The organism is Bradyrhizobium australafricanum, assembly GCF_020329495.1.
Taxonomy (GTDB): domain Bacteria; phylum Pseudomonadota; class Alphaproteobacteria; order Rhizobiales; family Xanthobacteraceae; genus Bradyrhizobium; species Bradyrhizobium australafricanum.
In genome coordinates this window covers 136,613-149,956 of sequence record NZ_JAGKJL010000018.1, presented here as the reverse complement: position 1 = coordinate 149,956, position 13,344 = coordinate 136,613, and the positions used below count along the sequence as shown (strand labels likewise).

General features: G+C 64.8%; 12 protein-coding genes. 6 read left to right on the top strand and 6 right to left on the bottom strand.

From position 1 onward, the window contains the following. The 4 genes from J6525_RS18325 to mctP form a co-directional block, all read left to right on the top strand. A partial coding sequence (locus J6525_RS18325; RefSeq protein ID WP_225645685.1) for a transposase occupies window positions 1-270 on the top strand: 270 nt, incomplete at its 5' end. Window positions 271-384: 114 nt separating this feature from the next. After that, window positions 385-1,356, top strand: coding sequence for a Bug family tripartite tricarboxylate transporter substrate binding protein (locus J6525_RS18320; RefSeq protein ID WP_225645684.1), 972 nt, complete (start codon window positions 385-387; stop codon window positions 1,354-1,356). A 145-nt stretch (window positions 1,357-1,501) separates the two neighbouring features. Continuing rightward, entirely contained in the window at window positions 1,502-1,687 is a 186-nt protein-coding gene (locus J6525_RS18315; RefSeq protein ID WP_038384255.1) for a DUF3311 domain-containing protein, read from the top strand. A 10-nt stretch (window positions 1,688-1,697) separates the two neighbouring features. Next, window positions 1,698-3,188, top strand: coding sequence for a monocarboxylate uptake permease MctP (mctP, locus tag J6525_RS18310; protein ID WP_225645683.1), 1,491 nt, complete (start codon window positions 1,698-1,700; stop codon window positions 3,186-3,188). On the opposite strand, the gene J6525_RS18305 is transcribed toward mctP, so the two are convergent. Beyond that, window positions 3,159-6,635: an indolepyruvate ferredoxin oxidoreductase family protein gene (locus J6525_RS18305; protein ID WP_225645682.1), complete on the bottom strand. Its 3,477-nt coding sequence runs from the start codon at window positions 6,633-6,635 to the stop codon at window positions 3,159-3,161. The genes mctP and J6525_RS18305 overlap by 30 nt on opposite strands. A 157-nt stretch (window positions 6,636-6,792) precedes the next feature. Here J6525_RS18305 and J6525_RS18300 point away from each other — a divergent pair, with 157 nt between their 5' ends. Further along, window positions 6,793-7,248: an Lrp/AsnC family transcriptional regulator gene (locus J6525_RS18300; RefSeq protein WP_057015467.1), complete on the top strand. Its 456-nt coding sequence runs from the start codon at window positions 6,793-6,795 to the stop codon at window positions 7,246-7,248. Window positions 7,249-7,548: 300 nt separating this feature from the next. Here the strand turns inward: J6525_RS18300 and J6525_RS18295 are convergent, their stop codons facing one another. Beyond that, on the bottom strand, window positions 7,549-8,049 hold the full coding sequence (locus J6525_RS18295) for a DUF8737 domain-containing protein (protein ID WP_225645681.1): 501 nt from the start codon (window positions 8,047-8,049) through the stop codon (window positions 7,549-7,551). A gap of 57 nt (window positions 8,050-8,106) precedes the next feature. After that, window positions 8,107-8,454: a hypothetical protein gene (locus J6525_RS18290; protein ID WP_225645680.1), complete on the bottom strand. Its 348-nt coding sequence runs from the start codon at window positions 8,452-8,454 to the stop codon at window positions 8,107-8,109. A gap of 192 nt (window positions 8,455-8,646) precedes the next feature. Between J6525_RS18290 and J6525_RS18285 the strand changes: the two genes are divergently transcribed. Further along, window positions 8,647-9,567 (top strand): LysR family transcriptional regulator, encoded by a 921-nt coding sequence (locus tag J6525_RS18285; protein ID WP_225645679.1) that lies wholly within the window; start codon window positions 8,647-8,649, stop codon window positions 9,565-9,567. A gap of 54 nt (window positions 9,568-9,621) precedes the next feature. Here the strand turns inward: J6525_RS18285 and J6525_RS18280 are convergent, their stop codons facing one another. The 3 genes from J6525_RS18280 to J6525_RS18270 all read right to left on the bottom strand — a co-directional run bounded on the left by J6525_RS18280 (window position 9,622) and on the right by J6525_RS18270 (window position 13,323). After that, the gene (locus tag J6525_RS18280) at window positions 9,622-10,677 is read right to left on the bottom strand and encodes a serine hydrolase domain-containing protein (protein ID WP_225645678.1); all 1,056 of its coding nucleotides are present in this window, start codon (window positions 10,675-10,677) and stop codon (window positions 9,622-9,624) included. A 483-nt stretch (window positions 10,678-11,160) separates the two neighbouring features. After that, entirely contained in the window at window positions 11,161-11,946 is a 786-nt protein-coding gene (locus tag J6525_RS18275) for a fumarylacetoacetate hydrolase family protein (RefSeq protein WP_225645677.1), read from the bottom strand. A gap of 12 nt (window positions 11,947-11,958) precedes the next feature. Continuing rightward, window positions 11,959-13,323: an LLM class flavin-dependent oxidoreductase gene (locus tag J6525_RS18270; RefSeq protein ID WP_225645676.1), complete on the bottom strand. Its 1,365-nt coding sequence runs from the start codon at window positions 13,321-13,323 to the stop codon at window positions 11,959-11,961. Between the last annotated feature and the right edge of the window lie 21 nt (window positions 13,324-13,344).

Below are 13,344 nucleotides of genomic sequence, written 5' to 3'. Positions count from 1 at the left end.
GACCGGATCTACCGCGGAAATCAACTCCTCGACGCGCTCTCAGACTGCGGTCCATGGACTGTCGAGATCGTCGAGCGGCCTCAAGGCGTCAAAGGCTTCCAGCTTCTGCCGAGGCGGTGGGTGGTTGAACGCACATTCGCTTGGTTCGGCAGATGCCGCCGCCTCGCCAAGGACTTCGAGGCGACGGTGGCAACCGAAGCTGCCTGGCTGCTGATTGCACACATCAGGCTCCTGACCCGCAGACTCGCGGCTGCAGCTAAGGTTGGGTGATTTATGAGTCAGACTCTCAGGATGACGGACCTAATAGCGCGTCATGACGGCCCGGCATCCCTTGCATGGCGTTCGCGTGTATGAAGACGGCACCGCCTGCCGCCGGGGCCTGCCATGCCGCTTCGTCTTCTCGCATCACTCCTGTACGCGATCGCAGCAAACCTGCTGCTGCAACTGCCGGCGCGCGCCGCCTATCCCGACCATATCGTCAAGATTGTGGTGCCGTTCGCGCCGGGCGGCGGCACCGACGTCGTCGCGCGGACGCTGGCGCAGGAGATGCAAAAGGATCTCGGCGTCACCGTGATCATCGAGAACAAGCCGGGCGCCGGCACCATCATCGGCACGCAGAGCGTCGCGACGAGTCCAGCCGACGGCTACACGCTGCTGATGGCGACCTTCGCCAACGCGGTCAATCCGAGCCTCTACAGCAAGCTGCCTTATGATGCGCACAAGGATTTTGCGCCCGTGGCGCTGGTGGCGCGCTCCTTCAACGTCGTTGTGGTCAATCCCGCTTCGCCGATCAAGTCGATTGCCGATCTGATCGCGGCCGCGAAGGCCGATCCGGAAAAGCTGTCCTACGGCACTTATGGCACCGGCACCTCGGCGCATCTCGCCGGCGAACTGTTCAAGCACATGGCCGGGGTCAATCTCACCACCGTTCCCTACAAGGGCGCGGCGCCCGCCATCACCGACCTGATGGGCGGCCAGATCCAGGTGATGTTCACCACGGTGGCAAGCTGCGCCTCGCTGGTCGAGGCCGGGCAGCTGCGCGCGATCGGAGTGACGTCGGCCGAACGCTCGCCTGCGTTCCCGCAATTGCCGACGATCTCGGAAGCCGGCGCCTCCGGCTATGTCGCCGAATCCTGGTACGGCCTCTACGCGCCGGCGAATACGCCGCCGGACATCATCGATCGCCTCAACAGATCGGCGGCCAAGGCCGTGCAGGCGGAGGCCTTCAAGAAGCTCAGCGTCAATGAGGGCCTCGTGATGGTGGCCTCACCGCCGGCCGAGCTCGACCGCTACTTTGCCGGCGAGGAGGCGCGCTGGCGCAAGGTGATAAAGGACGCGGGCATCAAGGCCGAATAGGCGGCATGCACCAGGTGACGATCACATCTTTTTGCGTCGCATTGCCGTAACCGTGATTCTAGACGCAACGGACCGGTTCCTGGATCGTTGCCATGATCAGCGGAACCTCCCGCCTTGAGCTATGTCTTGCGTTGAAGAGTAGGCCATGTGGATTTTGTTGCTGCTGCCGTTCATCGGCTTGCTGTGGGTGCCGTTCTATAATTTCGTCGAGCCGTCGCTGTTCGGCTTTCCCTTCTTCTACTGGTACCAGCTCGCCTGGGTGCCGATCTCCTCGCTCTTGATCTGGCTGGTCTATCGCAGCCGCCGGCCCGATGCCGACGAGCCGCGGTGAGGGGACAGCCATGACCGATCACATCGCCTGGGTGGCGCTCTGCGTCTTCATCTTCTTCTTTGCGCTCGTCACCGTGATGGGCTTCTTCGCCGCGCGCTGGAAATCCGGCCCGGTCAGCGAACATCTTGACGAATGGGGCCTCGGCGGCCGCCAGTTCGGCACCTGGATCACCTGGTTCCTGGTCGGCGGCGATTTCTACACCGCCTACACTGTGATCGCGGTGCCGGCGCTGGTCTATGCGGTCGGCGCCTATGGTTTCTTCGCGCTGCCCTACACCATCATCGTCTATCCCTTCGTGTTCGCGGTCATGCCGGTGCTGTGGAAGAAGGCGCATGCGAACGGCTACGTCACCGCCGCCGATGTCGTCCACGGCGCCTATGGCTCGCGCGCGCTCGAGCTCGCGGTGGCGCTGACCGGCCTCGTCGCGACCATGCCCTACATCGCGTTGCAGCTGATCGGCATGGAAGTCGTGATCAAGGCTATGGGGCTGTCCGGCGAACTGCCGATCATCGCCGCCTTCGTGATCCTCGCGCTCTATACCTATAGCTCCGGCCTGCGCGCGCCGGCGCTGATCGCCTTCGTCAAGGACATCATGATCTACATCGTGGTGCTGGCCGCCGTGGTCGTGGTGCCCGCGAAGCTCGGCGGCTACGGCGCGGTGTTCTCGGCCGCCAACGACGCCTTCACGGCGAAGGGCGGCGCCACCGGCCTGACGTTGAAGCCTTCGCAGTATCTGCCCTATGCGACGCTGGCGCTGGGCTCGGCGCTCGCCGCCTTCATGTATCCGCACACGCTGACCGGCATCTTCGCCTCGAAGTCGGCGGATACCATCCGCAAGAATGCGATCCTGCTGCCGGCCTATACGCTCTTGCTCGGCCTGATCGCGCTGCTCGGCTACATGGCCTATGCCGCCGGCATCAAGGTGACTTCGCCGAACGACGTGGTGCCGATGCTGTTCAAGACGCTGTTCCCGGAATGGTTCGCGGGCTTTGCGTTCTCGGCGATCGCGATCGGCGCGCTGGTGCCGGCGGCGGTGATGAGCATCGGCGCCGCCAACCTGTTCACGCGCAATGTCTGGAAGTCCTACGTCAACCCGGACATCTCGCACGCCGGTGAGGCGTCGGTGGCGAAGATCACATCGCTGGTGGTCAAGGTCGGTGCGCTCGCCTTCATCCTGTTCCTGCCGACGCAATATGCGCTCGACCTGCAACTGCTCGGCGGCCTCTGGATCGTGCAAACCCTGCCGGCGCTGGTGTTCGGGCTGTTCACCGTCTGGTTCCGTGCCGAAGGGCTGCTGCTCGGCTGGGCGGTCGGCATCGGCTGGGGCACATATACCGCGTGGAGCAACGGGCTGAAGCCGCTCGCCAGCATCTCGCTCGGCGATGCCAGCTACAGCTTCTATGTCGGCCTCGGTGCGCTGCTGCTCAACATCGTCGTGGCGGTGCTCGCGACCGTCGTAGTCGGCCTGATATCACCCGCCAAGCGCCGCGCGGCGGCCTGAGCCGTCGCCTTGGTCTGACGGCGCGGAGGCAAGTCGTGCGGTGAGCCGCGCGACCTCCGCCCTGGTCTTTTCGATCGCGGCGTCCTTCACCGGCCCATAGCCGCGGATCTCCATCGGCGCCTTTGCCAGCGCGACGAGATCGGGCAGCCGTGCCTTGTCGAGCTTGCCGAGCATGGTCTCGATCAGCACCTCATACCAGGTGATCAACGCGCGCTCGGTGCGGCGCTCCGCGGTGTAGCCGAACAAGTCGAAGGGCGTGCCGCGCAGCCCTCTCAGGCCGGCGAGCAACCGCAGCGGCGTCTGGATCCACTGCCCGAACGCACGCTTCCTCGGCCGTCCCCGCGCATCGCGTCGCGCGGGGAAGAACGGCGGCGCAAGGTGATACTGCACCGTGAAGTCGCCGTCGAACTCCTGACTGAGCTCGTCGAGGAAGCCCGACTGCATATGCAGCCGCGCCACCTCATATTCGTCCTTATACGCCATCAGCTTGAACAGCGACCGCGCCACGGCGTCGGTCAAGGTCTCGCTGCCCAGCGCCGATTCTGCGCGCCGCACGCGGTCGATTGTCGCCCGATAGCGCGCGGCGTAAGCCGCGTCCTGATAGCCGGTGAGGAAATCGGCGCGGCGCGCAATCATCTGCTCGATCGTCTCCGGTGCATTGGCCGAGGCACCGTCAGCCTTCGGCAGGAAATCCGGATCGGCAAAGGCGATGCGGCCCCAGGCCAGCGCCTGCCGGTTGCGCTCGATGGCGACGCCGTTGAGCTCGATCGCGCGCGTCAGCGCCTCCAGCGAGACCGGCACCAGGCCCTGCTGCCAGGCAAAGCCGAGCATCATGATGTTGGCAAAGACGCTGTCGCCGAGCAGCCGCTCGGCCAGCGCGTTGGCGTCGATCATGGTGAGGTTGCCCGACCCGATCACCCGCTCGATCGCGCGCAACCGAACCGGCGAGGCGAGGTCGGCATCGCGAAAGCGCACCACGTCGCCGGTCGGCATCTCGGCGATATTGACCGCGGCGCGCATCCCCTTGCGATAGGTGCCGGACGCTTTTGCCGACGAGCTCACCACGAGGTCGCAACCGATCAGCGCGTCGGCTGCGCCCTGGTCGATTCGCACCTGGTGCAGCGCGTCGGGCGTAGCCGCCAGCCGCAGATAGCTCAGCACGGGGCCGAACTTCTGCGCGAAGCCCGTGAAGTCGAGCACCGAGACCCCGTGGCCCTCGAGATGCGCGGCCATTGCGATCAATGCGCCGACCGTGATGACGCCGGTGCCGCCGACGCCGGTGACAAGGAGATCATAGGGCCGCTCCAGTCCCGCAAGCTCCGGCGCCGGCAGCGCGGCTGCACGCGTCAGCGGATCGATCGCGCTTGCCGTCTTCGTCCGCCGCTTGCCGCCTTCGATCGTCACAAAACTCGGGCAGAAGCCGTTGAGGCAGGAGAAGTCCTTGTTGCAGGTCGAGAGGTTGATCCTGCGCTTGCGGCCGAACGGCGTCTCCTTCGGCTCGACGCTGAGGCAGTTGGATTCCACCGAGCAGTCGCCGCAACCCTCGCAGACGAGGTCGTTGATGTAGGCGAAGCGCGCGGGATCCTTGATCTGCCCGCGCTTGCGCCGCCGCCGCTTCTCGGTGGCGCAGGTCTGCTGATAGATCAGCACGGTGACGCCGGGAACAGCGCGCAGCTCGCGCTGCACGGCGTCCATCGCCTCGCGCGGATGGATGGTGACGCCCACGGGCAGGTCGGCCGACGAGAAATGCGCGGGGTCGTCGGAGACCAGCGCGATCCGCGCGACGCCCTCGGCGCGGACGGAGTGCGCGATCGCCTGCACGCTAACCGGGCCGTCGACCGGTTGGCCGCCGGTCATCGCCACCGCATCGTTGAACAGGATCTTGTAGGTGATGTTGGCTTTCGCGGCGATCGCCTGCCGGATCGCCATCGAGCCGGAGTGATAATAGGTGCCTTCGCCGAGATTCTGGAACACGTGGCTGTTGCCGGTGAATTTCGATGATGCCGCCCAGTTGACGCCTTCGCCGCCCATCTGGATCAGCGACGAGGTCTCGCGGTCCATCCAGCTTGCCATGAAGTGGCAGCCGATGCCGGCCAGCGCCTTGGAGCCCTCGGGCACTTTCGTCGAGGTGTTGTGCGGGCAGCCCGAGCAGAAATACGGCGTGCGCGTCGCGCCCGGCACCGCGATCATGCGGTCGCTCTCGGGTACCAGCGCGGCGACGCGGCGGGCGAGTTGCAGCTCCGGAAACATCGGGTCGAGCCGGCGCGCCAGCACGTCGGCGAGCATGCGCGGCGACAATTCGCCGGTCCAGGAGATCAGCCGCGCGCCGCTCTCGTCATGCTTGCCGACCATCCGCTCCGGCTTGGCGCCGGGATAGTCGTAGAAATACTCCTTGAACTGGCTCTCGATGATGCCGCGTTTCTCCTCGACCACGAGGATCTCACGCTTGCCCTTCACGAATTCCATCGCATCGTGCAGCGCCAGCGGCCACACCATGCCGACCTTGTAGATGTCGATGCCGAAGCGGCGGCAGGCGGCTTCATCCAGCCCGACCAGCCGCAGCGCCTCCATCAAATCGAGATGCGCCTTGCCCGTGGTGACGATGCCGTAGCTCGCATCCTTGATGTCGTAGATGTGGCGGTCGATCGGATTGGCTTTCGCGAACGCGTAGACCGCGTGCTTCTTCGCCTCCAGCCGTTCCTCGATCTGCGGGCCCGGCAGATCCGGCCAGCGATAATGCAGGCCGCCGGCCGGCGGCACGAAATCCGGCTGCACGAAACGGCGCGGCGGCCGCAGCTCGACCGAGGCGCCGGATTCCACGATCTCCGAGATCGCCTTGAAGCCGACCCACATGCCGGAGAACCGGCTCAGCGCGTAGCCATATTCGCCGAATGCGAGATATTCGCCGACATCGGCCGGATGCAGCGTCGGCATGAACCAGCTCATGAAGGCGACGTCGGACTGGTGCGGCATCGAGGACGACACGCAGCCATGATCGTCGCCGGCGACAACAAGCACGCCGCCATGCGGCGAGGAGCCGTAGGCATTGCCGTGCTTCAGCGCATCGCCGGAGCGGTCGACGCCGGGGCCCTTGCCGTACCACAGGGCGAACACGCCATCGACCTCGCGATCCCTTTGCGTCTCGACCTGCTGCGCGCCGAGCACCGCGGTCGCCGCGAGGTCCTCATTGACCGCGGGCAGGAATTCGATGCGGCTGTTCTTGAGCTGCTCGCCGATCTTCCACAGTTCGAGATCGACGCCGCCGAGCGGCGAGCCGCGATAGCCGGAGATGAAGCCCGCGGTGTTGAGGCCGGCTGCGCGGTCGCGCCGCGCCTGGTCGAGCACGATGCGGACGATCGCCTGCGTGCCGGTGAGGAAGACGCGGCCATGTTTGCGGCTGTAGCGGTCGGACAGCTGGTAGGCGTCGAGCAGCGGCATCTGGCCCATGACTGACCCCTCCGGGAATCGCGATGTCTGATCCGATTAGGCTATGCCTGTGGGCCTGGTAGGTCTTACCTATCCATTCATTCATCAGTGAAAAATCGGCAGGATATTGCTGTAGGTGATATCATTCGGTAGAATCTACCAGATCGAGGGCCTCGCAATGGTCGAAGAGCAGGACGAGAAAATCCTCGCCGAACTGCAGAAGGACGGCCGCGCCACCAACCAGCAGCTTGCGGAAACCGTCGGGATGTCGACCTCGGCGTGCTGGCGCCGGGTCCGTGCGCTGGAAGAGTCCGGGGTCATCTCGGGCTATTCGGCGCTGGTGGCGCGCGAGCGCGCCGGCTTTGCGACCTCGGCGATCCTGCACGTCTCGCTCGAGCGGCACGACGTGAAGTTCGTCGACGAGTTCGTCGCGCGGGTGATGAAGCGCCGCGAAGTGCTGGAATGCTTCGCGACCACCGGCGACGCCGATTATCACCTGCGCGTCGTGGTGCGCGACATGGACGCCTACAACAAATTCCTCGACGAGTTCATGTTCCGCATCCCGGGCATCCGCCACGTCCGTACCAACGTGATCCTGAAGGAGATCAAGACCGGCGTGGCGTTGCCGTTTTGAAGTGACGACGATGATGGGGCCGCGCGCTCAATTTTCTGTCCCGTCACCCTGAGGAGGCCGCGTAGCGGCCGTCTCGAAGGGCGAACGGCCACCAGCCGGGCCGTGCATCCTTCGAGGCTCGCCCAGCGGCGCAAGTGCGCCGCAAGGCTCGCGCCTCCAGCGACAAAGGCGAAGCCTTTGCGCGGGGATGACGGTCGAAGTAGTCGGTAGGATGGGTAGAGCGCAGCGAAACCCATCATGGTACCGCGGGTTGGACTTGATGGGTTTCGCTGCGCTCTACCCATCCTACGAGGATACGGGTCATGCTGCCTGTTCTGTCGACTTGGTCTTCAACAGAATCATGAACACCATGACATGGCTGACCAGCAGCAGCGGCACATAGAGCGCCGGAATGTAGATGCCGGCGCCGAACAGGCCGGGATCGCCGATCTTCACGCCGTTGTAATAGGCATTGAGAAGGTCCAGCGTGCCCCAGATGTTAAACAGCCAGACGATCGGAATCGCGATCGCCCACCGCCAGGACAGCGCCGCCATCGCAAGTAGCGCGAGAACGGCGGCGGTGAGATCGCCCCATCCGACCTCGCTGGCGAAATCCGCGCTCAACTGCGGCGACACGAACCCGGCCACCATGAAGTTCATACCCAGGAACCTGAACGCATGGAACGCTGCGAGCAGTCGGAGCGCGTTGTCACGCGGCATCGCGCGGAGCGCCGGCCAGACGTAGGTGACGGCCACGACAGCACTTGTCAGAAACGCGCCGGCGACGCTGAGGACGAATGGAAGATTGAAGCCCGGGGGCATCGGCGGATTTCCTTGTTGTCGATCGGTGCGGCTGGCTTGCGTTCAGGACCTTGACGCTCAGGGCTTGGCGACCAGCAGGCGGAGCGGCAGCAGCGGGCCGACCCCGATGTACTCGTGATCCATCAGATCGAGCTTGGACAGCGGCAGGCCTTCCATGATCGCGTGCGCCTCGGATGCATCCTTGGCGTCGAGCAGCAAGACCACGCCGCGTCCGTCGGACCGCGAATACCATTCGCGAATCTTGCCGTTGAGATAGAGCTGCACGGTCTGCCGGATTTCGTCCGGCATCACGGCCATCACCTGATCGCGGGTGACGCCGGCTTTCGCGGTGAGGATGACCATCACACCGGTGGTGACGGTGGCTTGGGCTTGTGCTTGAGCTTGGGCAAAGGAGGGAGCGGTCATGGAAGTGGTGCCTGTCAAAGTGAGGGTGAGAGCCAGGATTGTGTGACGGATTGTTCGCATCGGTCGCAGGTCTCCGCTCACGACGGGTGTCGTGATGTTGCGTGGAGCAGCGCGCGTCGCGTTGCCGCTGCTTGTGGCTCCGATGTAGTGCAGCTTTCCGCGAGCGACCATTCGCGATAATGTTCACGGGCCATGAAGCAGAACTTCACAGTCCGGCAAGGCGCGCTCGACGGCGTCGAGGCATTCCTGGCCGTCGCCCAGCACCGCAGCTTTCGCCGCGCGGCGGCCGAGCTCGGCGTCACGCCGTCGGCGATCAGCCAGGCGGTGCGCGCGCTCGAGGCGCGCCTCGGCGCGGTGCTGTTCATCCGCACCACCCGCAGCGTCGGGCTGACCGATGCCGGCGAACGGTTTCTGGCGCGCGCAAGACCGGCATTCGAGGAGCTGGTCGCGGCGAGCGGGGCGGCGCGCGAGCTCGGGCAGAAGCCCGCCGGGCTGTTGCGTCTCACCGTGCCGCGCTCGGTGGTGCCGATCCTGCTCGAGCCGCTGATCGCCTCGTTCTGCAAGGCCTATCCCGAGATCGAGGTCGAGCTCGCCGCCAGCGAGGAACTGGTCGACCTCGCCGCCGGCGGCTTCGATGCGGGCATCCGGATGGGCCAGTTCATCAATCCGGACATGGTCGCGGTGCGCCTGACCAAGCCGTTCCCGTATGCCATCGTCGGCAGCCCGGACTACCTCGCGCGCCGCGGCCGCCCCAAGCGCCCGGACGATCTGCGCGCGCACGCGTGCCTGCGGCTGCGGCGATCGAACGGCGGGCTCGCGCCATGGTCGCTGAACGACAATGGCCGTTCGATCGAGCTTACCGTGTCGGGATCCTTCATCGGCCATGACTTCCCGACGCTGGTCGGCGCCGCCATCGAAGGCGTGGGCCTCGCGCAGGTCCCCGCACCGCTGATATCAGGTGCTGTGAGGGAGAAGAAGCTCGTCCGCGTGCTGGAGCCATTCGCACCGACGACGCCGGGCGTGTTCCTCTACTATCCCGGCCGCCGCCAGATCATGCCGAAGCTGCGCGCCTTCATCGATCACGTGAAGAGGAGGCCGCGGGCCGCGCGGTGAGGAGAGCCCGGATTTGCATGGCTCGTTCAGGTCATCTCGGAATGACGGGAGGGTCTAGGCGCGCTTCTGAGGATGCCAGTCAGGCACCGTCTTGACCATGTGCCAGACCAGCAGGTCGAGGGCGCGGGTCATGCCTTCCCGCGACCTGGTATTGGTGAACGCCGACCAGCAGAAATCGCCGCTGGTTCGCACCGAGATCGTCGTCGTTCCGTCCAGCAGGCCGCTGTGCCACCAATTGTTGTTTGCGGTGACGAACAGGCCCTTGGCGTAGCGGGGGTTGATGGCGCTGGGTGTGCTCATGACGCGGAGGCTGTCGTCGGTCAGCAACTGCTCAGTGTCCTTGAAGCCGTCGATATGGACGAACAGCGTCGTCAAATCGCCCGGCGTCGCAATCCAGCCGCCGTGCGAATCCATCCGGGCGACGTTCATCCGGTACGGATCGCCTGTCTGGCTGTAGTATTTCACTTCGTTGCTTGCGCGCTCGCTCAGCGTGTTGCCGGCAATCTGCATGTCGGTGATGCCGCATCGCTTCAGGACGGCGTCCTTGATGTATTGCTCGTAGCTTTGGCCGCTCAGCTTTTCGATCACGCGGCCGAGGATGCAATAGCCGAAGTTCGAATAGGCATAGGCTTCGCCTGGCGGACTGGTGAGCGGCATATGCTCCAGCGTCCAGCTGATCAGTTCGCGATGCTTCAGGTTCTGGTTCATGAACATCGGATCGCGAGACTGGTTTCCCCAGGTCCCGGTGGTGTGGGTCAAGAGATGCTCGACCGTGATCTGCTCGACATGGGAGCGAGACGAGCCGGGTGGCATCAAGCTTGGCAGCGTGGGTGTCGTCGGATAGTCCTTGCCGAGAATGGAGCTTGCGCCGAACACATAGTCGCCGAGCCGCAATTTGCCGGCCTCGATCAGGGTGAAGATCCCGGTCGAGGTCACAGGCTTCGATATGCTCGCGATCCGGAAGCGGTGTTGCGGGGTCAATGCTTCGCCGGTCTCCCGATCCGCAACCCCGAACGCCTCGACATAAGCCGGCTTTCCCTTGATTGCGATCGCGATCGAAAGACCCGGTACATCGTAGTCCTTCATGAAGTCGGCGGCCAGGTCAGCCATCTGCTTGCGTTGCTCCGACGTCGGAAGCTCCGCGGGCTGCTCGGCAAGGGCGGTCGACGGCCCGCAGACGATCCCTGCGGCCGATAGCAGGGAGCCCTGAAGCAACGTTCGGCGTGAAAGTGGCATGGCTGACTTGTCTGATGAGTGCGCGCGGACCTTATTGCGCTTCGCCCTGTGTTGTCACGATGCGAACGGCTGTGTGATCACGTCACGATGGCCCGTCGGGCAAATGATGTCGCGAGAATGCGGATGTATGATCCACAAGCGGCGCAACAAACTCGCCGTCGTCCCGGCGAAAGCCGGGACGACAAATGGAGAGAGAAGCGACCCGGTCCATCACCGTCATGCTGAGGTGCGAGCGCAGCGAGCCTCGAAGCACGACGGCCCGGCTCTCGACGCAAGGATGGAGCGGCGGCCGTGCATCCTTCGAGGCTCGCTTCGCGAGCACCTCAGGATGACGGCTCTAAAGTGGTGCAACCCGCCTCACACCTTCTCCATCACGAACCTGTTCCGCAGCGTGCCGATGCCCGTGATGTCGATCTCGACCACGTCGCCGTCCTTCAGGTCCGGCGAGGCGCCGTCGGTGCCCATCCAGATCACGTCGCCGGGCGACAGCGTGAAGTATTTGGTCAGTTCGACGAGGAACGGGACGATGCCGAAGATCATCTCGTTGGTGTGGAAGCGGCCGGTTTCCTTGCCGTTGACGCGGATCGCGGTCTCCATGCGGTCGAGGTCGACATCGGTCTCGATCCACGGGCCCATCGGCTTGAAGGTGTCGGCATTCTTGGCACGCCACAGTCCGCGATCCGCCTTCTGCCAGCTGCGTTCCGAGACGTCGTTGCCGATGGTGTAGCCGAACACGCAGTCCATCGCGTTGGCTTCGGTCAGATGCTTGGCTTTCTTGCCGATCACGACGACGAGCTCGCCCTCGTAATGGATCTTCTCGGTCGCGCTCGCGGGGATCACGACGTTCTCGTCATGGGCGATCAGCGCGTTCTGCGCGCGGTAGCCGATCTCGGGACGATCGGGAACGTTCGGCACGGTGCCGGCCTTGTCGGCGGCTTCCTTGAGGTGTTTCAAATAATTCAGCCCGACGCAGTAGAAGGTGCGCGGGATCAGCGGCAGCTCGATCTTGACGTCCTTCAACGCATGCGTCTTCGACGTCTTGCTCCATTCGCCGAACGGATCGCCGTTGACGGCCGTGACGGTGTCGCCCTCGACGAGGCCCCAGGAAGTCGTGCCTGCGGCGGTGAATTTCAGCCAGCGCATGATGATGTCCCTCTATTCCGCGGCCTGCGCGCGGGTCTTCCAGGCGCCCGCGGCCGGGCGCTTCAGCCCGAGATTCTCGCGCAGCGTCGTGCCGGCGTAGTCTTTGTGGAACAGCCCGCGCTTCTGCAGTTCGGGCACCACGTGGTTGACGAAGTCGGCATAGGAGCCCGGCACGTAGCTCGCCGCGACGACGAAGCCGTCGCAGCCGCGATTGACAAACATCTCCTCCAGCCGGTCGGCGATCTCCTTCGGGCCGCCGACCATCGCGTCCTGCACCTGGCCGCGGCCGGAGAAGGTGATGAAGTCGCGGGTCGAGGGATTGCTCTTGCCGGAGGTACGCAGCACGCCGTCGCGGATGCCGAGCATGCCTTGCATGCCCTGCAACTCCTCTGATGTCAGCGGCTCGTCGATCGGTTTGGCGCCGAAATCGAAGTTGAGGCCTTCGGCGAGCAGCGACAACGCGTCGATCTCGAGCGGCAGCTTCTGGATCACCGCCATCCGGTCCTCGGCCTCGGCCTTGGTCGCGCCGGTGACCGGCGTGATCAGATTGCAGAGGAACATCTGGTCGGGATCGCGCCCGGCCTTGGCGGCTTCGCCCCGGATCGCGTCATAGCCCTGCCTGGCATTGGCGAGGTTGCGCGCCGCGGTGAAGATCACCTCGCCCCAGCGCCCGGCAAAGCGCTGGCCGCGGCCGGAGGCGCCGGCCTGGATCACGACGGGATGGCCCTGCGGCGAGCGCGGCACCGTGAACGGGCCGCGCGAGGTGAAGAATGTGCCCTTGTGGTCGAGCCGCTTCACCTTGGTCGGATCGGCGAAACGGCCGCTCTTCTTGTCGATCACCAGCGAACCGTCTTCCCAGGCATCCCAGTGGCCGAGCACCACCTCCATGAACTCGTCGGCGCGGTCATAGCGGTGATCGTGCTCGAGATGCTGCTCGCGGCCCATGTTGAGCGCTTCGCCGTCATTGACCGACGTCACCACGTTCCAGGCGGCGCGGCCACCCGTCATCAGGTCGAGCGTGGCGAAACGGCGGGCGACGTCGAACGGCTCGAAATAGGTGGTGGAGGCGGTCGAGGCGAGGCCGAGCTTGGTGGTGACCATGCCCATCGTCGTCAGCACCACGATCGGGTCCATCTTCACGCAGCGGATGCCGTATTCGACGGTGTGGGCGTGATCGTTGCCGTAGCGATCGGGCATTGCGAGGCGATCGTCGAAGAACGCCATGTGGAACTTGCCGCGCTCCAGGATGCGCGCGATCTCCTGATAGTAGTCCGCCGACATCGAATCGTCGCGCGATTCCGGGTGACGCCAGGAGCTCGGCAGGTTGGTGCAGTTCTGCGCCTGCAAAAAGCCAACCAGCGCCATTTGCCGTGTCATGTCGTTCTCCTGTGTCCGCAA